Source organism: Fictibacillus arsenicus (genome assembly GCF_001642935.1).
Taxonomy (GTDB): Bacteria; Bacillota; Bacilli; order Bacillales; family Fictibacillaceae; genus Fictibacillus; species Fictibacillus arsenicus_B.
Window position 1 is genome coordinate 2,733,138 of record NZ_CP016761.1, and the last position, 20,358, is coordinate 2,753,495.

Here is a 20,358-nt window from a genome sequence, read left to right on the forward strand (position 1 = left end):
CAAAAAAATCCAGACCCTATATAGAAAGGTCTGGATTTTAATCATGTGAAAAATAATAAATAAACAAAACCTGCAGCAATAAATATGCCGCTTAGAACAAAAAGCACTTTAAATAACGTTTCCATATTTTATCCCTTCAACTATTCAATGCCTTCACCAATAACAAACGAAAGACCGACTGATATAACCATCGAAATAAAACCTACAGCTCTGTTATCATTTTCAATTTCTTTATCGATCTGGAATTTTGGCGTTAAAAATTCATAAATAAAATAACCGATTAAAAGCAAAACGAATCCAAATATTCCCCACATGACCATCATCAGCAAAGAGTCGTTCTGGGAAATTGAATATCGAAAAATATTTGCGATTCCAAAAATCTTCCCGCCTGTTGCCATTGCAACTGAAAGATTTCCGTTTTTAATTTCAACCCAGTTCTTATAACGGGTCACAAGCTCGAATACAGCTAAAAACAGGACCATACAAAGTACAACAACACTATAGTTTGCTGCTGTTTTTAAAAAAGCGTTTTCCATAAAATCCATCGGCAGTTCCCCTTTTAGATGGCTTTTTTATATATTAGGCTTATTTCATAAATACCTCAGAGCAAGTGAATCAGCATTTCCTCTGGATTATTTTAACACAGCTACTGTTACTCCGCCTCCCCCTTCACCAGCGGCACCCATTCTTGTGGACTTTACATTGCGATGAGATTTTAATAGCTCTTGTACGCCTTTACGTAGCGCTCCAGTACCCTTGCCATGAATGATATACACTTGGTTAAAACCTGCCATCATGGCTTCATCTAAATATCTGTCGACCTCAAGCATCGCGTCTTCATACCTTTTACCTCTTAAGTCCAGTTCTGGGCGTGAAGAATCATTTGAACCTGTTACTTTTACAAATGAACGCGGTTCAGGTTTTGGTTTATATTCTTTTATCCATTCCAAATCACGTTCTGATACATTCATTTTTAAGATACCGATTTGCACTTGATACTCGCTGCTGCTGACTTTTTCAACGATGTGTCCTTTTTGGCCGACACTTAACACTCTTACTTCATCACCAGGAACATATTCTTTCTTAGTGGATGCAGCTTTCGGTTTCTTATTCTTCGTCCTTGATTTTGGAACAGCTTCTTCCAATCTCTTTTTTGCTTCAATCAGTTTATGCTCTTTGATCTGTCCGCCTGATTTTTGAAGTTCACGAATTTCAACAATAATCTCTTCAGCTGTTTCCCGTGCTTTTTCAACAGCTCGCTCTGCTTCTTCTTTCGCCTTCTGATACAGCCGTTCTTTCTCATTTTGATAATGCTCTAACTCGCGTTCAAGATCAGCTTTGATCGCTTCGGCTTCTTTTCTTTTAATTTCAGCTTCTTGCATCTCTTTTTCTGCTTGTTTGCGGTTATCTTCAAGAGATCGGATCATATTGTCAATTTTATTTTCGTCTTCACTTATCTGAGATCTAGCTGAATCGATAATATCTTGACGCAAACCGAGTCTTTTTGATATTTCGAAAGCATTGCTTCGTCCTGGAACGCCGACTAACAGCCTGTAAGTTGGACGCAATGTCTGTACATCAAACTCTACTGAGGCATTCATAACGCCTTCGCGGTTGTAAGCATAGGCTTTCAATTCACTGTAATGTGTTGTCGCTACAACGCGAGCTCCTCTTGCAAATACAAAATCCAGAATAGAAATCGCAAGCGCGGCACCTTCTTGCGGATCTGTTCCTGCACCGAGTTCATCAAACAGGACAAGAGATTCATAATCCAGCTTGTTTAAGATATCAACAATGTTAACCATGTGGGATGAGAATGTACTCAACGACTGTTCGATAGACTGCTCATCGCCGATATCTGCAAAAATAGTTTTAAAGACAGCCATCTCAGATTCTTCCTGTGCTGGAATCTGCAATCCGCATTGGGCCATTAATGTAAGTAGACCGATCGTTTTTAAAGTAACGGTCTTCCCTCCTGTATTTGGACCGGTAATAACAAGAGATTGATACTCTCCTCCCAGCTTTACACTCGTTGGAACCACTGTCTCCTGATCCAGCAGCGGATGTCTTCCGTTATAGAGAGAAATAAAGCCTTTGTCATTCATAATCGGTCTTGTACATTTTAGTTCATTTGCGAAGCGCGCTTTTGCTAATATAAAGTCAACCTCTGCTAACACATCCACGTTCAGGAGAATATCATCAGCTGTTTCAGCAACTTGTGCAGTGAGCTCTCTTAATATTTTCTCTATTTCACGTGTTTCTTTCGCTTTTGCTTCTTTCACCTGATTATTTATAGTTACGACTGATTGCGGTTCAATGAATAACGTAGCGCCGCTGGCAGACTGGTCATGAACCATACCGCCAAAGTTCCCTCTGTACTCTTGTTTAACAGGAATAACAAATCTATCATTACGGATCGTTATGATAGAATCTGACAGCATCTTTTGATAGCTTGAAGACCTGACGATTGATTCAAGCTTTTCTCTGACTCTAGCTTCGAAGGTACGGAGCTGCTGGCGTATTGTTCTTAGCTCTGTGCTCGCACTATCCATCATATTTCCGTGGTCATCTATGCAATTTTTAATAGACTGTTCAACTTCCTGCAATGGAATGATCTGTTCGGCAGCATTTTTCAAGATATGAAGCTCGATGCCATCTTCCACTAACCCCTCTATAAAACGTTTAAATCTCCTGCCGCCATAAAGAGTTGAGGCAATATCCATCAAGTCTTCCTCGTTTAAAAGACTCCCGATTTTCGAGCGTTTTACGTTTGAACGAATATCAAATATCCCGCCAAAAGGAACCTGTCCTCTTAGACGGAGTACTTTTACACCTTCATCTGTCGCTTCTTGTGCGGCGTTCACTTCTTTAAGTTCAGTTAAAGGAACAAGAGCTTCAATCTTATTTATTCCTAATGAACAGCTTGCATGTTTTTTTAATCTTTCAATTACTTTTTTCAATTCTAAAACTCGCAACATTTTTTCTTGCATGTTAAACTTCCTCCTGCTCCGAGGATATAGAGCTATTTTTTACGGTTTATATAGGTTTCAAATTCTTTTAAGGTCATAGTATTTATTACAGAACTTTTTTTAATAAAACCTTTTCGTGCTACCGCAGCCCCAATCTCCATATGTTTCATCGTTTCTTTGTAATGTGCATCCGTATTAATAGCAATCTTCACACCTAGCTCCTGTGCTTTCCTTAGCCAGTCTGGCGATAGATCAAGTCTGTTTGGATTAGCGTTTAACTCAATTGCGGTATCTGTTTCATATGCAAGCTGAAGCAACATATCCACATCAACATCATAGCCTGTTCTTCGGCCGATCAGGCGCCCAGTCGGATGAGCAATTAAATCTACATTTTTGTGATCGAGCGCCGTTTTTAAACGTTTCATGATCTTACTCTGATCTTGTGAAAAAGCAGAATGGATACTCGCAATAACAAAATCCATCTCATCGAGAAGATCATCATCATAGTCTAGTGTACCATCTGGTAATATATCCATTTCAATACCAGCAAATATTTTGAAGTCTTTATATTTTTCGTTCAGCTTATCAATCTCTTTCCGCTGCATGCGTATCCTCTCTGGAGTGAGTCCGTTTGCCACTCGCAGATACTGTGAATGATCTGTAATAGCCATGAACTCATATCCAAGGCTCCTTGCTTCATCAGCCATTTCCTCTATCGAGAATGCGCCGTCACTCCAAGTAGAATGCAGATGCAGATCTCCTTTAATATCCGATAATTGAACAAACTCATAATCTTCCATCAGAAGTTCGATTTCTTCACCAGTTTCTCTCGCTTCTGGCGGTATCCAATTCAACCCGAAATGCGCGTAAAATTCTTCTTCGGTTTTAAACGTTAGAACTTCACCTGTCTCTGTATTTTCAACACCGTATTCGCTTATCTTTTCTCCCCTGGTTTTAGCCAGCTGCCTCATTTTAACGTTATGTTCCATTGAACCTGTAAAATGATGCAGTGTCGTTGCGAATTGCTCCGGTTCAACGATTCTAAAATCTACTGAAACAGCCATTTTCTCTCCTAATACGAGTGAAACCTTCGTTTCTCCGCTTGCAATGACATCCATAACTCCATGCAAGTTTAGTAGCTGTTCTTTCACTTTTCCAGGATTTTTTGAAGAAATAATAAAATCAAGATCTTTAATCGTTTCCCGGTACCGTCTTAGACTTCCTGCTCTTGAGAATTTTTCAACATGCTTCATCTTTTCCAGCTGCGCCTCTATACTTTCAGCTATTGGAAGCATATAAGCGATGGGGAGTCTTTCAGGTCTTTTTCCAATATCGTCTAATGAAGCAAGAATCTTCTCTTCTGTCTTTGCTCCAAATCCTGCAAGCTCTCTTACTTTACCTGCAGTACAAGCTTCTTTTAATGTTTCGATATTAGTTACGCCCAGCTCCGAGTAAAGTTTCGCAATCTTTTTTCCGCCCAAATTAGGCACTTGTAATAATGTAATAAGTTCAGAGGGTACTTTTTCCTGAAGTTCAATAAGTAATTCAGATTCACCTTTATCCATCATTTCGATAATAACGGCAGCCGTTCCTTTGCCAATGCCTTTTATTTTCGAAACATCTTCTATTTGATCCATCGTTCGCTCATCACCTTCAAGAGCATTTGCTGCTTTTCGGTAAGCGGAAACTTTAAAAGAATTTTCTCCTAGAATTTCGAGATAAAGAGCAATTTGTTCTAACGCACGTACGATTTCTTTTTTATTAGCCATAATGTACTCCCTTTCTATCAATCTTGAACGACTTTGGAAGTAGTTGATTTCCGTTACAGGCGCTCCCTTTCCAGGGTGAGTGCTCCTGCGTCTGCAAGTCAATCCTCCTGAAGCTGGCTTCCGTCGCATGCCTTGCGAGACGTATTTTCAGGTAGTTGGCACGCACCTTGCACTCCAATCAACTTGCATTGAAGAAAATGAACAAAAAATAATAACCTTCTAGATAAGAGCTTTAATAAAAAAACTTCTCCAAGGAGGGAGAAGTTTTACGCCATATGTTTCATCCACATTTCCTTAACTGACTCAGAAAATACGGGGGTGTTTTTGACCATTCCCTGTGCAATCCATGAATTATCATAATGCGCCTGAAATGATTCGATAGGCACTAATGTTGCGATATACAGTAAAATAAATACGATCAGATAAACTTCTACAAAACCTAACAGTCCGCCAAGCCATCTGTTTGCAGTATGCAATATCGGCAAATGTGCAAGAAAATCCAGCATTGAGCCTAATATCTGAAGAATGATTTTTGTTGCAAAGAACAATATGGCAAAAGCGATCGCATTGTAATAGGCTTGCTCGAGTGAGATGCTATTAAGTAATAAAGAGGCAGAACCCTCATTTGAAGAAGGATACGGAATCCACAGCTCAAGCTTAGGAGCCAGATCATCATAATACAGATAAGCAACGATATATGCTGCGATAAATCCGATCAAATGTACGAGCTGCATAATAAACCCGCGTTTTAATCCGATCAAAAAGCCACCCAATAATACAATAAACAGAATTAAATCCAGCATGTTAACTTTCCTCTTTTCCAATTCTTTGTTGCAATTTTTTCAGCTCTTCTTTAATCTTTAAATATTCACTCATTGTATTTACCGCTGTTAGTACAGCGAGTTGTTTCGAATCAAGAAACCGGTTATGAGACTGAATTTCTCTCATTTTTAAATCTACTTTATCAGCTACTAAATGAATGTGGCTGGAAGGTTCGGTCCCTGCAATTACATAACGCTGTCCATAGATCTCGACCGTCGTACGGTTTTTATTTTTGTCTTCCGCCACGAAAAAACCTCCTCGTCATAAAAAGGATCGATCATTAGATGAATACTCTAATCTACATCTTATCAAATATCTTACATAGTTGAAAATATTTCTGTTCATTTCTAGAGAAATTTTGATATATTTGGAAATCTAATCACTTTAGGGGGCATTTATTATGGCTCATGTTGTAAAAAAAATGACGAATACCGAAATCTTAGCAATGAAAAAAGATCTAGCTCATGCCGTTCAGGATAAAACTCCGCCTGGTGCTGTCTTTACCGCCAAACTCCCGGATTGTACAGTGACAGCTTACAATTCCGGAAAGGTACTGTTTCAAGGAAAAGGAGCAGAAGAAGCTTCTCAAAAATTTTCAGGTCTAGTCTCACCATCTAAAGTAAAAAGCAAAACATCTAAACCCCCTCATCGTTATGCACCGCCCCAAAATGCTGCAGAATTATCGATGATCGGAAGCGATGAGGTTGGTACAGGCGATTATTTCGGACCAATGACAGTTGCCGCAGCTTATGTATCACGCGATCAGCTTGAATTGGTAAGGGAACTAGGCGTTAAAGATTCCAAGCATTTAAACGATAAGCAGATTGTTCAGATTGCGAAAGAACTTATTCACACAGTTCCCTATTCTCTTCTTGTACTTAATAACGAGAAATACAATGAGCTTCAGCAAAAAGGAATGACTCAAGGAAAAATAAAGGCGATCCTGCATAACCGCGCTCTTCAAAATGTGAAGGCTAAGATAGAAGGATCAGAGATCGAAGGGATATTAGTAGATCAGTTTTGCGAACCCGGTGTGTATTTTAACTACTTAACGAAAGAGAAAAACCTTCTAAAAGAAGGCATCTATTTTGCTACAAAAGGTGAATCTATTCATCTTGCAGTGGCTGCAGCATCTATTTTAGCAAGATACAGCTTTTTAAAGGAAATGGATAAACTCGGAGCACGATTTAACACTGTTATCCCAAAAGGTGCCGGACCTCATGTTGATGTGAAAGCGGCTGAACTAGCAGAAAAGTTTGGGGAATCCGTTTTTGATACAGCAACAAAAAAACATTTTGCAAACACTCAAAAGGCGTTGAATCTGTTGAAAAAAAAGCGATTATGATCTGCATTTTAGGCAGCAACAATGGTTTGAGGCGTAATCCGTTATGGCATGGGGCTGTGATGCTTGAAAATATGCGTCTGGGGCGGTCGTGTAGGGATAATGGGTGAAACTCGACGGCGTTCGGTTGAAACTAGGCCGCATTGGGGTGAAACGTGTACTTGTTCGGGTGTAAGTCCAAAATACTGGGCGAACGTGTAATAAATAAAAGAACACGTACCGTAAAAGCTTTAAATGAATACTAAATCAAATAAAAACTGGCTTGCATGGAAGCAAGCCAGTTTCTTTTTATTTTCGGCTCTTATCTAAAAGATTGTTGCTATTGGTCATTTTTTCATTATCTTCACTGATAAGTTGATTGGAGTGCAAGGTGCGAGACTCCGGCGGGATCAGGGTGACAGGTGAGACTCCTAATGGTGCATTCCGCCAAGGAGGCTCACCGCACGCCCCGCCGAAAGCGAGCATCCTGTAACGGAAATCAACTACTTTCAAAAACAACAAAGAAAACAGCCTACTTTTATTTTCTTAACTGCGCTCCAAAGTGTTCTTCTAAACTTTTTAGAACACGATTGTGTGCTGTTACAACTTCTTCGTCAGTCAATGTACGTTCTGGATCAAAGTATTTTAAAGAGAAAGCAAGTGATTTCTTTCCTTCTTCCATCTTCTCTCCTTGATACAGATCAAACAAATTCACTTCTTTTAGCAGTTCACCGCCGGCAGCTTGAATCACTGTGAATAGATCGCCTGCAGGCAAATCTTGGTCAACGACTAAAGCAATGTCACGAGTGATCGAAGGATAACGCGGCAATGTCTTATATACCATTTGCTCTGTATCTGCTTCAATCAGATTCGTTGCGTTCAGCTCGAACACGTAAGTGTCTTTTAGATCCAATTCGATTTGAAGTGCTGGGTGAAGCTGACCTACAAGCCCAACTGGAATACCATCCAGTTTTACAACCGCCGTTCTTCCAGGGTGCATGTTTTCAATCTCACCTGACTCATACGTAATGCGTTCAGAAAGATTCAATTCACTCATTAGACCTTCTAAGATCCCTTTTATAACATAGAAATCTGCTGTTTTTCTTTCGCCTTGCCACAAGTGTTCGTTGAATACTCCTGTTACTGCTCCTGAAACAAATACGTATTCTTCAGGAAGATCGTTTAGAACTTCCTGACGGTTAATGAAAACTGATCCCATTTCATAAACTGCCAAATCTTCCATAGAGCGATTCCGATTATATTGAAGCACTTCCAGAAGCTGAGGCAATAAACTCATACGTAAAGTACTGCGCTCTTCACTCATCGGATGAGCAACTGAGATTGGGTAGACTGCATCTTCAGTATATGAGAAATGCGTAGACTTTTCTGGCGTTGTCAATGCGTAAGTTACTGCCTGATAAAGGCCAGCTCCTTCTAAATACTTACGGATCTCACGGCGCTTAGCCTGACTTGCTGTTAAGCCTCCAGGACGAGCCTCTGATAAAAGGTATGTCGTAGGAATGCGATCGTATCCATAAATCCGCCCAACTTCTTCAATTAAATCAGCCTCGATCGTAATATCAGGTCTTCTAGTAGGAACAACAACTTCAAATACACCGTTTGACTCTTTGTAAGAAAAACCTAAACGATCAAAAATAGCAGCAGTCTGTTCAGATGTGATAGTCGTTCCAAGCAGATTATTCATTCTGGAAACATCCATTTTTACAGTATACGTATTCACTTCGCGTTTTCCAGCTTCTACGATTCCATCTGCTACTTTACCGCCAGCTAGTTCAGCCATTAAACCTGCTGCTCTTTTCGCTGCTGCATAAACACGGTTGCGGTCGATTCCTTTTTCATACCTTGAACTTGCTTCACTTCGCAAGCCTAGATCCTTTGAAGCTGCTCTCACACGGCTTGAAGCGAAATATGCTGCTTCTAGGAGCACGTTCGTTGTATCATTTTGCACTTCACTAGTTGCTCCACCCATAACACCAGCAACTGCAATCGGCTCTTTGCCATTAGTAATTACTAAGTGAGTATCCTTCAATGATCGATCCTGATCATCGAGTGTCTGAATTTGTTCACCTTCTGCAGCACGCCGAACAACAATCTCCTTTGAACCAAGGCGGTTGTAGTCAAATGCGTGAAGCGGCTGGCCATATTCAAGAAGTACATAGTTTGTAATATCAACAATATTATTGATCGGGCGAATTCCTGAAGCCATTAAACGATTCTGCATCCATAATGGAGATGGTCCGATTTTAACATCACGAATGATCATCGCCCCATAATAAGGATTGTCTTCTAAATTTTCAATGCTTACCGAAATAAAATCTTCAGCTGTCTCTTCGGAAGCCATGATCGATGTATCTGGAAGTTTAACGTCTTGCTCTAGAATAGCGGCTACTTCATAAGCAACACCTAAAACGTTAAGGCAATCTGCGCGGTTTGGCGTAAGACCAAGCTCCAGCACGTGGTCATTCAAGTTTAAATATTCCAAAGCATCGCTCCCTGGCTCTGCATCAGAAGGCATCACAAAAATTCCTGAAGAATACTCTTTTGGAACAAGCTTTGTGTCAACTCCAAGCTCCTGCAGGGAACAGATCATTCCAAGGGATTCTTCACCGCGAAGCTTTGCTTTTTTAATTTTGAAGTTCCCAGGCAGTACTGCTCCAGGAACTGCTACTGCTACCTTTTGTCCTTGAGCAACATTCGGTGCGCCGCAAACGATCTGAGAAACTTCCCCTTTTCCGATATCAACTTTACAGACTCTCAGCTTATCAGCATTTGGATGTTGTATACACTCTTGTACATACCCGACAACAACTCCGCTGATCCCTTTATTCAAGGATTCAACCATTTCAACTTCGATACCGCTCTTCGTTATTTTATCCGCTAGTTCAGACGGACTGATTTCTACATTTACATACTCTTTTAGCCAGTTATAAGAAATTAGCATCAAATTTTCCCTCCCTAATTATGCATTTTTGAATTGTTTTAAGAACCGGATATCATTCGCATAAAAATGGCGGATATCATCTATGCCGTATTTAAGCATTGCGATTCGCTCAGGTCCCATACCAAATGCAAAACCTGTATACTTCTTAGAATCAAAACCTGCCATCTCAAGAACGTTCGGATGAACCATACCTGCTCCTAAAATTTCAATCCATCCTGTCTGTTTACAGATAGAACATCCTTTTCCGCTGCATTTAAAACAAGAAATGTCCATTTCTACAGACGGTTCTGTAAACGGGAAAAAGCTAGGGCGCAAACGAATCTTTCGGTCTTCACCAAACATTTTTTTCGCGAACGTTTCAAGAACACCTTTTAAGTCGCTTAAACGCACGTTCTGATCAACCACAAGCCCTTCAATCTGCATGAATTGATGAGAATGTGTAGCATCATCGTTATCTCTTCGATAAACCTTCCCTGGAGAGATGATTTTCACAGGGCCTTGACCTTCATGTTTTTCCATCGTACGAGCTTGAACCGGTGAAGTCTGTGTTCTTAGTAAGATGTCTTCCGTAATAAAGAAAGAATCTTGCATGTCTCGAGCCGGATGGCCTTTAGGGAGATTAAGAGCCTCGAAATTATAATAATCTGTCTCAACCTCTGGACCTTCTGCAATTGTAAAACCCATACTCAGGAACAAGTCTTCTATTTCGGTTACAACTGCTGTCAGCGGATGCGCATTTCCTTGTTTTACAGGTCTGCCAGGTAAAGAAACATCAATTGTTTCCTTCGCAAGCTTCTCAGAAATCGCAGCATTTTCTAATTCTGTCTGCTTTTTATCTAGTTCCAGCTGAATGCTGTCACGCACTTCATTCGCATACGCACCGATCACCGGTCTTTCTTCTGCAGACAATTTCCCCATTCCCTTTAAAACTTCAGTAATGGGTCCTTTTTTTCCTAGGTAAGCTACCTTAACAGCTTGAATGTCTTTAAGATCATGACTTTGATTGATTTTTTCGATCGCTTCTACTTTTAGTGCTTCTAAACGGTCTTTCAAGTACAACCCCTCCTTAAAAATATAAAAACTCCTCATCCAATAAGGGACGAGGAGTTCGCGGTACCACCCAATTTAACAATGAAAATACACTGTTCACTTCATTTAAATAACGGCTCTTCACCGGCCAGCCCTACTCATAATGTTCAGGTGGCAACTCAGGAGTGAATTCAATAATACCTACCAAAGAAATGCTTTCAGTCCAGGACATTTCCTCCCTTTTTGGCGGATTGATTATTTACTCTTCTCCATCTGCGTTTTTTCAATCTATTCATTATTCATCTTTTTCATTATATATGAAAAAAATCAAGAATTGCAACGAATCTCATATAAAAACAAGAAAACATCATCTTTTGCGCTGAAGCTCATATAGAAGAATGCCCGTTGCAACAGAAACGTTAAGTGACTCTGCTTGACCAAAAATTGGAATCTTCACATTAATCGAGGATTCTTCTTGGAACATCTCTTGAACACCTTGTCCTTCATTTCCTACGATAAGTGCGAATCCATTCATCTCAGGCAGCTCTCTCATATCAACTGCCTCTTGCAGGGATGTTGAAATCACAGGAACATCTTCAGCTTTACATTCTGTTATTATTTCTTTAAGATCGGCTTTTATAATTGGCAAATGAAACAGTGACCCTTGAGTAGAACGAACTGTCTTACCATTATAAAGATCTGCTGTACCTTCACCTAAGAAAACCCCATCAAGACCTGCACTGTCTGCAGTACGAATGATCGTTCCTAGGTTCCCTGGATCTTGAACGCCATCAATCAGCAAATAGCGTCCATTTCTTTTAATTCGTTCTTCGGGCTGTTCCATCATTTCGCACACAGCAATAATACCTTGAGGTTTTTCTGTTTCAGAAAGCTGTTTCATTAACTTTGCCGGAACAGACCACAACGTGAATTTCTCTTTAAGCCATTCTTCTTTAATATTAAAATTTTCTTCAATAATGACATGCTGAAGTTTGGCACCAAAGGAAATTGCTTCTTCAATAAGATGAGGACCCTCCAGCAGGAAAGTACCTGTTTTTTCTCTTTCTTTTCTTGTATGCAGTTTTTTCCATTGCTTTAACGAAGCGTTGGAGTCGGATTCGATGTGCTTCATAGTAAGTACTCCTTTAAATCATAAATATTTATTAATTTTTTCATAAAACAAGTTCAGAACGTGCACACTAAAAAAAGAAAAATATTAACAGAGGTGCTTATCCATGAATCTTGACTTAAGAAAAGCTGTATTGCATAACGTTACAGGCAACAATAAAGAACAATTGCAAGATACGATCGTTGATGCCATCGAGAGCGGAGAAGAAAAAATGCTTCCTGGTCTAGGTGTCCTTTTCGAAGTAATCTGGAAAAATTCAGACGAACAAAAGAAGGAAGAAATCTTGACAACTTTATCAAACGGCTTAAAATAAAACCCGGTCTTTCCGGGTTTTTATTTTGATCTATTTACGCAAACTTTTTTAAATAGCGATTTTTTCCTAATTAATACCCCGAATCCTGACGCTCGTGATTTACAGCATTCTTCTCGAAGTAAGCTGCTTCAATCTCTTGAAACGAAAATCCAAGCTTTACACCTAATCCCAAAAATTCATTCAAAAATAAATAAAATTCTTGGTTCGGTAAACTTTTTGACCCCCACTGATAAAGAGAAAGAAACAGGTGGTTTAACTCTATCTTGTCCATCTTTTCTGTAAGTTCAACCTCATTAGGCAATTCTATTTCTGTAAAATCTAGTTCCAGTCCAATCGATAAAACAAAATGCAGTCCGTCTACATATTCTTCTAAGATTACTTCTTTTTCAGATGCTGGACGTTTACTCCAATATTTAAAGCATCTTGTTTCGTTGGCAAGCTCCCCTAGCTCAACAAGAAATGCTAATCTTCTCTGATCAGATAATGAAACATTTTCAAGGTTATGTTCTTTTACGATTCGTGTGTTTAATTCATTCTGCATGGAAAAAAGTTTTTCAATTTTCACGTTCATCCCCTGCCTTTCATTCCTAAGCTATTATAACGTTATCTTGTCATACATTCGAGGATGAATTTTCGAAACAGCTGATAGCCGATATTGTTTGTCGAAAAATGCAAACTCGCGGCTTTATTACTTAAACTCGCGGGATTCTTATCGATTCTCGCGGAAATTAACATGAAAATTTCAGGGATTACTTATAAAATTTTTTAGGATTATCATTTATCTACTACATATGTGAACCTTTTCATCATAAAAAGCGCATGCCTCATGCAGGCATGCGCTGTTTTTCTCTATTTTCCGCCTCTTCCTCAAAAAACTCACTCCATTTTATAACCCATTCTTTCCGTCTTAGCAAATAAAACAGGACTGAAAGCACAACAAGCAACAAGGCTGAAGTTATTAGAGATAGGGAGAGCATTATAGATCCGAAAGATGAGTAAAAAATGGCGATGGGAATATTTGAGATGATGCTTGCTTTTGTATATTCTTTAAAATTTGACGAAATTTCAATTAAACAAAGACTTAACAGATGAAAATGCATGAATGGAATCATCTTTAAGATGGCAATCTGACCGACTGAAAAAGGCATTCTTTTACCGATCCATTTTCTTTGAAGTCTTTTTATTTTTTTCATAAGCTTTGGCATACTTTTCATCCCGAAATAAAAGAGTACACTCGACAGGGTAATGCCGATGACAGAATACAAAGTGCCTGCTACTGCACCGAATAAAATCCCTCCTGTAAGACAGATCAAGCCGACTGGCAAGAAAAAAAATTGCCTGAACGCTTGTAAAAGGATAAAGAGCAAAGGGGCAAAAATCCCGCTGAACTTAAGGACTTCCATGTAAACACTAGTACCCTCTAACACGCCGCACCTCCCCTTTAAGTCAACATATGACAGCAGACGAGCACTGTATGACAATTTTATCGCGTGAATAAACCCTAGTTCTTTATGACACCTTAAACATAGATTGTTTGTTTACATAGTTTTATTTTTTAGGAGGATTCGGCATGGACACAGTTGTATTAGCGAGAGCGTTTTTTGGCACATCACTCGGATTTCATATCATTTTTGCTACCCTCGGTGTTGGTCTTCCATTAATGATTGTTATCGCAGAAATCATCCACCAAGTAAAAGGAGACAATGACTATGCCATAATGGCAAAACGCTGGACTAAGGCGTTTGCTGTTTTATTAGGAGTTGCTATCCCATCTGGAACTATAGTAGGTGTCCAGCTTTCTTTACTTTGGCCTGGGTTCATGGAAATCGTAGGTAAAGTAATCTCATTGCCATTTCAGATTGAAATATTTGCTTTTTTCTTAGAAGCTCTTTTCATGTCAATCTATGTGTATGCTGCTGACAGGCTTCCAAGGTACTTCCGCCTGATCTCTGTTTTCTTTGTTGCCTTTGGGGCTGTTGCTTCAGCTATTCTCATTACTGCGGTAAATACATGGATGAATACGCCTGACGGCTTTAAGATTAAGCCAGATGGCACGATCTATGATGTTCATCCATGGGACGCATTCTTTAACCCGAGTTTCGTATCTTCTGCGTTCCACGTAGCGATTACTGCTTATATGACAGGTGCTTTCGCTGTAGCATCAGTAGCCGCATTCAAACTATTGAAAAAGCGTTCTGACCGGGAACGAGCTTATCACCTTAAAGGATTGTTCATGTCTCTTGCGGTTGCTTTTACGATGAGTTTCGTATCTGCTTTATCAGGGCATCACTCGGCGCAGATTCTTCATCAGTATTCTCCTGAGAAACTAGCAGCTGCGGAAGGTTTATTTGAAACACAGCGATATGCACCTCTGGCGATTGGCGGTTTCACCGATCCGAAGACAGAAGAAGTAAAATACGGCATCGAAATTCCTTGGGCATTGAGCTGGCTTGCAGCAGGAAAGTTTGATACAGAAGTAAAAGGTTTGTATGAATTCCCCCGGGAAACATGGCCGCCATTTTACGTGCATACTTTATTTAACTTAATGGTGGGCATTGGAACACTTTTGTTAGGACTTGCAGGAATCACATTGTTGTATTGGTGGTTCTTTATTAAGAAAAGGGGCAAACCTTTCCCTAAATGGCTGCTATGGTCTCTCGTTTTATCTGGTCCGCTTTCCATGCTGTGCATTGAATTTGGCTGGGTATTCAGCTGCAGCGGCAGACAGCCATGGACCATTTACAGAGTTCAGACAACTGCAGAAGCTGCCACAAGGAATGAAAATCTCGGAATGCTTTTTCTCTTGTTTTTACTTTTGTATGCTCTATTAAGTGTTTTGACGATTTTAATATTGACTGCTTATTTCAAACGCAATCCAGTGTCTAAAGATATGGATAAACTATACGGATAGGAAGGAGGGTAATGGGTATGAGTGAAGAGGTACTTGCGATACTCATCATGTGGAGCTTCATCTTTGTCTACAGTATTTTTGGCTCGATTGATTTTGGCGCAGGATTTTGGGCGATGGTTTATAACAATCACAAAACAATGGCAGGAAAGATCGCAAACCGTTTTCTTTCGCCGACATGGGAGATAACGAATACTTTTCTTGTCCTTTTGGTTGTAGCGTTCGTAGGGTTCTTTCCAAAAGGTGCCTATACGCTTGGAACTGTAATGCTTGTCCCAGTATCGCTGATCTTATTTTTTCTGGCTATCCGGAGTGCATTTATGGTATTTTCCTATTCTGTACAAGGCTATCGGAAGACGATGTTTTTTATTTCAGGAATTTCAGGGCTATTAATCCCTTCCCTGCTAATCGCAGTACTTCCTATTTCACAGGGAGGATTTATCAGTGTTGATGGAGAGACACAAAGCCTTTTATTAGGAAAGCTTTTTTCCAGTCCTACTTTATATCTGTACGTGGTATTCGGACTGACTTCCGAGCTGTATCTATCTTCGCTTTTTTTAGCTGACTATTCGCGTGTTTCCAATAGAGAGGATGCCTATCGGCTATATCGCGGAAATGCGATATTTCTTGGACCGCTGACACTGTTATCCGCTCTATTCACTCTTTTATTTATGGCGCCAGAAGCTGGCTGGCTTGTTGACAACCTTATGGATCAAAAAATATGGTTCATTTTATCATTAATCGCATTCTGCATCGCCTATGGCTCTCTTTGGTGGCCAAAACAAAACCGCCCAGGGATTGGACGGCCAAGGTTTACACTGCTCGCAACAGTATTACAATATGGGCTGGCAAGCGTCGGATATGGACTAGCACATCTGCCATATATCGTCTATCCTGATCTAACCATCTATGAGGCTTTCACTGCAACAGAAACTTTCTACTCATTAATGATTATGTATATAGTAGGTCTCGCCATATTAACACCAGGTTTCTATGTTTTCTGGCGGCTATTCTTAAAAGACAAACGATATTTGCAGCAGGATTAATATTCTACAAAAACCAACCTGCGATAACAGTAATAAAAATACTTAGAACCGGCAAGCCGTTACGAAATGACGGATGCTTCGTTTTGTGGCGGAATTTCTTCATCGCAAGCCACATACCAGGAGCTCCTCCAGCAATAGCAAGCATCCATAGTCTTGATTCAGGCGTACGCCAATTTCCTTCTTGTGCATATAATTTGTCTTTTTTCATGACCAAGTAAGCAACTGTATTCATTATGATCAAATATAAGATTAACACCTTTTTCCCATTTCCTTTCAGAATGTAAAAAAGATCATCTCCATCAATTGAGGAAATGATCTTTTCTTTTAGTCAAATTTAAGCTTTTAGGCTGTCTTTTGCTTTTGAAGCCAATTCTGCGAAAGCTTTTTCGTCAGTAATTGCGATTTCAGAAAGCATCTTACGGTTGATGTCGATACCCGCAAGTTTAAGACCGTGCATTAAACGGCTGTAAGAAAGACCGTTTGTGCGTGCAGCAGCGTTGATACGAGTGATCCAAAGCTTACGGAAGTCACGCTTCTTTTGACGACGGTCACGGTAAGCGTACATTAAAGATTTGAATACTTGTTGTTGTGCTACTTTAAATAATTTATGTTTGGAACCGAAATAGCCTTTAGCTAGCTTAAGAACTTTTTTACGACGACGACGTGTTACATAGCCACCTTTTACTCTTGGCATATTAAAAACCTCCTATTTTTAAATCAACTTATCGTATGATTAACGTTTTTTGTAAGTTAACAATGTACGGATACGCTTGTAGTCACCACTGTTAACAAGTTTCGCTTTGCGAAGCTTACGCTTAGCTTTCGTAGACTTGTTAGCAAACAAGTGACTTGTATAAGCGCTCGCACGCTTTAATTTACCTGATCCAGTTTTTCTAAAGCGCTTTGCAGCACCTTTATGAGTTTTCATTTTAGGCATAATGGTTACCTCCCTGGTAAAAATTATTTTTCGGCTTTAGGTGCTAGGATAAGAAACATGCTTCGGCCTTCCATTTTTGGTGATGTTTCCACCGTAGAAAGATCTTCACATTCTTTCGCTAATTTCTCCAATACCGTTTTTCCGATTTGAGAATGAGTGATTGCACGTCCACGGAAACGAATACTTGCCTTTACTTTGTCGCCTTTTTCAAGGAACTTACGAGCATTTCTAAGCTTCGTATTGAAGTCGTTTTCCTCAATTGTTGGACTTAAACGAATTTCTTTAGTCGTAATGACTTTTTGATTTTTTCGTGCTTCTCGATCTTTACGCTGTTGCTCGTATTTAAACTTACCGTAGTCCATTATACGACATACTGGCGGTTTAGCAGTTGCAGCAACGAGTACAAGGTCAAGATTTGCGTTTGCCGCAAGGTCTAAAGCTTCCTGTCTTGTTTTAATGCCAAGCTGGCTTCCATCAGGACCGATTAAGCGTACCTCACGTGCACGAATGCCTTCATTGACAGACATGTCCTTACTAATAGTAAGTCACCTCCAAATTTTTTCAGTGAGTGTTAAAAACACCCGACTTGTTATTTCTGCAAATAAAAAAAGCGTCGGCGCATATATCACCCACACGTAAACCGGCTATGTACTAATAACATGCCTGAATTCCATCTACCCATCAACAGCCAATTATAGGCGTCGAATCAGGTGAGAAGCGGGTGCTTCTGCTTGTTTGATGCTTAAGCTTATTTTATTAACCTTACATACTATAACATATTGGTGTGAAATGTGTCAAACAGCAAATGTAATAAGCAACGAAATTAATTTTACTTCGTTTTGAAATGTAATGCAAGAGTTTTTTTAGAGAGTGAAGAAAAAAAGCATTTTTGTTAATGGATGTACGGTACGTGTTCTTTTATTTATTACACGTTCACCCCGTACAAGAACAGTTTAACCCATTCGAACTCACGTTTCACCCCAACGCGGCCGAGTTTCACCCAAAGATCACTCTGTTTCACCCGGCGGCTCCTCATTTTCGCCCGGTGATCTATATACCAATATGAATTCCACTAAAAAATACTCCTTTTTGTAACACTTAAACAAAAATAGAAAAGCCGACGCCAAAAAAATGGTATCTTTTGGGTCAGCTTCTTTTTAAAATTATCTTTTTTCGTTAATTTGAGCTAGAATCTTGTCTCTAAAATCTTCATAAGAAACTGTTTCTGATTTTTGCTCGCCATATTTACGAACGTTTACAGCATTGTCTTCAATTTCTTTATCGCCTAGAACGAGCATGTAAGGGATCTTCTTCATTTGAGCTTCACGGATCTTATAACCCATCTTCTCATTTCTTGTGTCGATTTCAACACGTACCGCATGTTCTTTCAAGTCTTCTTGCAGTTTATACGCGTATTCGTTATGAACATCAGATACAGGGATCAGCTTCACTTGTACGGGTGCCAGCCAAGTTGGGAATGCACCTGCAAAATGCTCGACTAAAATTCCTAAGAAACGGTCGATCGAACCATAGATCGCACGGTGAATAACGACCGGACGAACCTTTTGGTTATTTTCATCTACGTAAGTAAGGTCGAACTTTTCAGGCATCTGGAAATCCAGCTGAATTGTTGCGCACTGATGACTTCTCTTAAGTGCATCTTTAATGTGGAAGTCGATTTTCGGACCATAGAATGCGCCGTCACCTTCGTTAAGGTGATAGTTCATACCCAGATCTTCTAATACATTCTTCAATGCACCTTCAGCTTGTTCCCATAAACGGTCATCACCCATAGAATCTTCAGGACGAGTTGAAAGTTCTACTGAGTACTCAAAACCGAATGTGCTGTAAATTTTATCAACTAACTTAAATACGTTTTTAATTTCACTTTCAATCTGTTGTGGTGTTACAAAAATATGTGCGTCATCCTGGCAGAAAGTACGTACACGGATCATACCATTTAATGCACCGCTGTATTCGTGGCGGTGTACCTGGCCAAATTCAGCCATACGTACTGGCAGGTCTCTGTAAGAGTGAAGCTTATTTTTAAAGATAAGCATATGGCCTGGGCAGTTCATCGGCTTCATCGCGAACTTTGTATCATCTACTTCAGAGAAATACATGTTTTCGTGATAGTGATCCCAGTGCCCGGATTGCTCCCATAGGCGCTGATTCATCATAAATGGTGTACGCACTTCATCATAATCAACTTGACGCTGAAGTTCACGCGAGAAATTTTCAAGCTCTGTACGAATTGTTTGACCGTTCGGAAGATAGAAAGGCATTCCAGGCGCTTCTTCTGAGAACATGAAGAGTTCTAATTCTTTTCCAAGTTTACGGTGATCACGTTTTTGTGCTTCTTCAATAAAGTGCAGATACTCATCAAGATCTTTTTGGCTTAAGAATGCAGATCCATAGATACGCTGAAGCATTTGGTTGTCACTGTCTCCGCGCCAGTAAGCTCCAGAGATGCTCATTAGTTTATAGGCTTTGATTTTACCAGTTGAAGGTACATGCGGTCCGCGGCAAAGGTCAAAGAACTCACCTTGTTCATAGATCGTAATTTTTTCTCCTTCAGGAAGGTCACGGATCAATTCAAGTTTTAAATGATCATTTAATTTCTCATAAATTTCAAGAGCTTCTTCACGAGTTACTTCTTTACGGACGATCGGAAGATTCTCATTAACAATTTTTTTCATTTCTTTTTCAATCGCAGGAAGGTCTTCTGGTGTTAAATTATGAGACATGTCTACATCATAATAAAAACCGTTATCGATCACCGGGCCGATTCCAAGCTTTACATCTGGATACAAACGCTTTAGCGCTTGAGCGAGCAAGTGAGCGTTAGAGTGTCTAGTCATCTCAAGACCTTCTTGTGAATCCTGCATTACGATCTCAATCGATGCATCTTCTTCAATCGGGCGTGAAAAGTCATACAATTGCCCGTTTACTTTTCCTGCTACAGCTTTTTTCTTTAAGCTAGGGCTGATACTTTCAGCAACTTGTTCTGAAGTTACTCCTTTTGGAAATTCCTTGAGCGATCCGTCTGGGAATGTAATTGAAATTGACGACATAAAAAACATCTCCTTTTATTTATATAAAACAAAAAACACCCGTCCCTATAGAAGGGACGAGTGATTATCTCGTGGTTCC

The 20,358-nt window shown here is 39.8% G+C and carries 19 protein-coding genes and 3 other annotated features (1 of these 22 cut by a window edge); of the genes, 4 read left to right on the forward strand and 15 right to left on the reverse strand.

Annotated elements, in window-relative coordinates:
• Positions 1-140: 140 nt before the first annotated feature.
• From ABE41_RS14105 to zapA, 5 genes are all read right to left on the reverse strand, one after another.
• Positions 141-545, reverse strand: a complete 405-nt coding sequence (locus tag ABE41_RS14105; RefSeq protein WP_066291517.1) for a DUF350 domain-containing protein — start codon at positions 543-545, stop codon at positions 141-143.
• A gap of 87 nt (positions 546-632) precedes the next feature.
• Complete coding sequence (locus ABE41_RS14110) at positions 633-2,990, reverse strand: endonuclease MutS2 (RefSeq protein ID WP_066291519.1); 2,358 nt, start codon at positions 2,988-2,990, stop codon at positions 633-635.
• A 32-nt stretch (positions 2,991-3,022) separates the two neighbouring features.
• Positions 3,023-4,738, reverse strand: coding sequence for a DNA polymerase/3'-5' exonuclease PolX (gene polX, locus ABE41_RS14115; protein ID WP_066291521.1), 1,716 nt, complete (start codon positions 4,736-4,738; stop codon positions 3,023-3,025).
• Between the two features lie 266 nt (positions 4,739-5,004).
• Positions 5,005-5,541: a CvpA family protein gene (locus ABE41_RS14120; RefSeq protein ID WP_066291522.1), complete on the reverse strand. Its 537-nt coding sequence runs from the start codon at positions 5,539-5,541 to the stop codon at positions 5,005-5,007.
• Position 5,542: 1 nt separating this feature from the next.
• Entirely contained in the window at positions 5,543-5,806 is a 264-nt protein-coding gene (zapA, locus tag ABE41_RS14125) for a cell division protein ZapA (protein ID WP_066291524.1), read from the reverse strand.
• A 154-nt stretch (positions 5,807-5,960) separates the two neighbouring features.
• Between zapA and rnhC the strand changes: the two genes are divergently transcribed.
• Positions 5,961-6,905, forward strand: a complete 945-nt coding sequence (rnhC, locus tag ABE41_RS14130) for a ribonuclease HIII (protein WP_066291525.1) — start codon at positions 5,961-5,963, stop codon at positions 6,903-6,905.
• A gap of 514 nt (positions 6,906-7,419) precedes the next feature.
• Here the strand turns inward: rnhC and pheT are convergent.
• The 3 genes from pheT to ABE41_RS14145 form a co-directional block, all read right to left on the reverse strand.
• Positions 7,420-9,843, reverse strand: a complete 2,424-nt coding sequence (gene pheT, locus ABE41_RS14135) for a phenylalanine--tRNA ligase subunit beta (protein ID WP_066291527.1) — start codon at positions 9,841-9,843, stop codon at positions 7,420-7,422.
• Positions 9,844-9,861: 18 nt separating this feature from the next.
• Complete coding sequence (gene pheS / locus ABE41_RS14140) at positions 9,862-10,896, reverse strand: phenylalanine--tRNA ligase subunit alpha (RefSeq protein ID WP_066291528.1); 1,035 nt, start codon at positions 10,894-10,896, stop codon at positions 9,862-9,864.
• Positions 10,897-10,935: 39 nt separating this feature from the next.
• Positions 10,936-11,157 (reverse strand) — a binding site (T-box leader).
• 82 nt (positions 11,158-11,239) lie between these two features.
• Positions 11,240-12,004, reverse strand: a complete 765-nt coding sequence (locus ABE41_RS14145; protein WP_066291534.1) for a TrmH family RNA methyltransferase — start codon at positions 12,002-12,004, stop codon at positions 11,240-11,242.
• Positions 12,005-12,107: 103 nt separating this feature from the next.
• Between ABE41_RS14145 and sspI the strand changes: the two genes are divergently transcribed.
• Positions 12,108-12,314: a small acid-soluble spore protein SspI gene (sspI, locus tag ABE41_RS14150; protein ID WP_066291537.1), complete on the forward strand. Its 207-nt coding sequence runs from the start codon at positions 12,108-12,110 to the stop codon at positions 12,312-12,314.
• Between the two features lie 70 nt (positions 12,315-12,384).
• Here the strand turns inward: sspI and ABE41_RS14155 are convergent, their stop codons facing one another.
• Both ABE41_RS14155 and ABE41_RS14160 read right to left on the reverse strand, forming a co-directional pair.
• Positions 12,385-12,885: a dUTP diphosphatase gene (locus ABE41_RS14155; protein ID WP_066291540.1), complete on the reverse strand. Its 501-nt coding sequence runs from the start codon at positions 12,883-12,885 to the stop codon at positions 12,385-12,387.
• Positions 12,886-13,138: 253 nt separating this feature from the next.
• Positions 13,139-13,741 carry a TVP38/TMEM64 family protein gene (locus ABE41_RS14160; protein ID WP_253805345.1) on the reverse strand — a complete coding sequence of 201 codons (603 nt, stop codon included), beginning with the start codon at positions 13,739-13,741 and terminating at the stop codon, positions 13,139-13,141.
• 143 nt (positions 13,742-13,884) lie between these two features.
• Between ABE41_RS14160 and ABE41_RS14165 the strand changes: the two genes are divergently transcribed.
• Positions 13,885-15,225 carry a cytochrome ubiquinol oxidase subunit I gene (locus ABE41_RS14165; RefSeq protein WP_066291541.1) on the forward strand — a complete coding sequence of 447 codons (1,341 nt, stop codon included), beginning with the start codon at positions 13,885-13,887 and terminating at the stop codon, positions 15,223-15,225.
• Between the two features lie 17 nt (positions 15,226-15,242).
• Positions 15,243-16,268 carry a cytochrome d ubiquinol oxidase subunit II gene (locus ABE41_RS14170; RefSeq protein WP_066291542.1) on the forward strand — a complete coding sequence of 342 codons (1,026 nt, stop codon included), beginning with the start codon at positions 15,243-15,245 and terminating at the stop codon, positions 16,266-16,268.
• Between the two features lie 4 nt (positions 16,269-16,272).
• Here ABE41_RS14170 and ABE41_RS14175 read toward each other — a convergent pair whose 3' ends face one another.
• The 5 genes from ABE41_RS14175 to thrS form a co-directional block, all read right to left on the reverse strand.
• Positions 16,273-16,500, reverse strand: coding sequence for a DUF1294 domain-containing protein (locus tag ABE41_RS14175; RefSeq protein WP_066294873.1), 228 nt, complete (start codon positions 16,498-16,500; stop codon positions 16,273-16,275).
• A 102-nt stretch (positions 16,501-16,602) separates the two neighbouring features.
• The gene (rplT, locus tag ABE41_RS14180; protein WP_066291543.1) at positions 16,603-16,962 is read right to left on the reverse strand and encodes a 50S ribosomal protein L20; all 360 of its coding nucleotides are present in this window, start codon (positions 16,960-16,962) and stop codon (positions 16,603-16,605) included.
• 39 nt (positions 16,963-17,001) lie between these two features.
• Entirely contained in the window at positions 17,002-17,205 is a 204-nt protein-coding gene (gene rpmI / locus ABE41_RS14185; protein ID WP_066291545.1) for a 50S ribosomal protein L35, read from the reverse strand.
• A 23-nt stretch (positions 17,206-17,228) separates the two neighbouring features.
• Positions 17,229-17,732: a translation initiation factor IF-3 gene (gene infC / locus ABE41_RS14190; protein ID WP_066291547.1), complete on the reverse strand. Its 504-nt coding sequence runs from the start codon at positions 17,730-17,732 to the stop codon at positions 17,229-17,231.
• Positions 17,733-17,803: 71 nt separating this feature from the next.
• Positions 17,804-17,944 (reverse strand) — a sequence feature (ribosomal protein L20 leader region).
• A gap of 424 nt (positions 17,945-18,368) precedes the next feature.
• Positions 18,369-20,279, reverse strand: coding sequence for a threonine--tRNA ligase (thrS, locus tag ABE41_RS14195; protein WP_066291549.1), 1,911 nt, complete (start codon positions 20,277-20,279; stop codon positions 18,369-18,371).
• A gap of 49 nt (positions 20,280-20,328) precedes the next feature.
• Positions 20,329-20,358, reverse strand: a binding site (T-box leader); it runs 196 nt beyond the window's last position.

Bases quoted from the DNA above. Each gene is read 5' to 3' on its own strand.
- ABE41_RS14145 (WP_066291534.1), bottom strand. From the start codon at position 12,004: ATGAAGCACATCGAATCCGACTCCAACGCTTCGTTAAAGCAATGGAAA.
- sspI (WP_066291537.1), top strand. From the start codon at position 12,108: ATGAATCTTGACTTAAGAAAAGCTGTATTGCATAACGTTACAGGCAAC.
- infC (WP_066291547.1), bottom strand. From the start codon at position 17,732: ATGTCTGTCAATGAAGGCATTCGTGCACGTGAGGTACGCTTAATCGGT.
- rnhC (WP_066291525.1), top strand. From the start codon at position 5,961: ATGGCTCATGTTGTAAAAAAAATGACGAATACCGAAATCTTAGCAATG.
- thrS (WP_066291549.1), bottom strand. From the start codon at position 20,279: ATGTCGTCAATTTCAATTACATTCCCAGACGGATCGCTCAAGGAATTT.
- polX (WP_066291521.1), bottom strand. From the start codon at position 4,738: ATGGCTAATAAAAAAGAAATCGTACGTGCGTTAGAACAAATTGCTCTT.
- ABE41_RS14175 (WP_066294873.1), bottom strand. From the start codon at position 16,500: ATGAATACAGTTGCTTACTTGGTCATGAAAAAAGACAAATTATATGCA.
- rplT (WP_066291543.1), bottom strand. From the start codon at position 16,962: ATGCCAAGAGTAAAAGGTGGCTATGTAACACGTCGTCGTCGTAAAAAA.
- ABE41_RS14170 (WP_066291542.1), top strand. From the start codon at position 15,243: ATGAGTGAAGAGGTACTTGCGATACTCATCATGTGGAGCTTCATCTTT.
- rpmI (WP_066291545.1), bottom strand. From the start codon at position 17,205: ATGCCTAAAATGAAAACTCATAAAGGTGCTGCAAAGCGCTTTAGAAAA.
- pheT (WP_066291527.1), bottom strand. From the start codon at position 9,843: ATGCTAATTTCTTATAACTGGCTAAAAGAGTATGTAAATGTAGAAATC.
- ABE41_RS14105 (WP_066291517.1), bottom strand. From the start codon at position 545: ATGGATTTTATGGAAAACGCTTTTTTAAAAACAGCAGCAAACTATAGT.
- ABE41_RS14110 (WP_066291519.1), bottom strand. From the start codon at position 2,990: ATGCAAGAAAAAATGTTGCGAGTTTTAGAATTGAAAAAAGTAATTGAA.
- ABE41_RS14165 (WP_066291541.1), top strand. From the start codon at position 13,885: ATGGACACAGTTGTATTAGCGAGAGCGTTTTTTGGCACATCACTCGGA.
- ABE41_RS14120 (WP_066291522.1), bottom strand. From the start codon at position 5,541: ATGCTGGATTTAATTCTGTTTATTGTATTATTGGGTGGCTTTTTGATC.
- ABE41_RS14155 (WP_066291540.1), bottom strand. From the start codon at position 12,885: ATGAACGTGAAAATTGAAAAACTTTTTTCCATGCAGAATGAATTAAAC.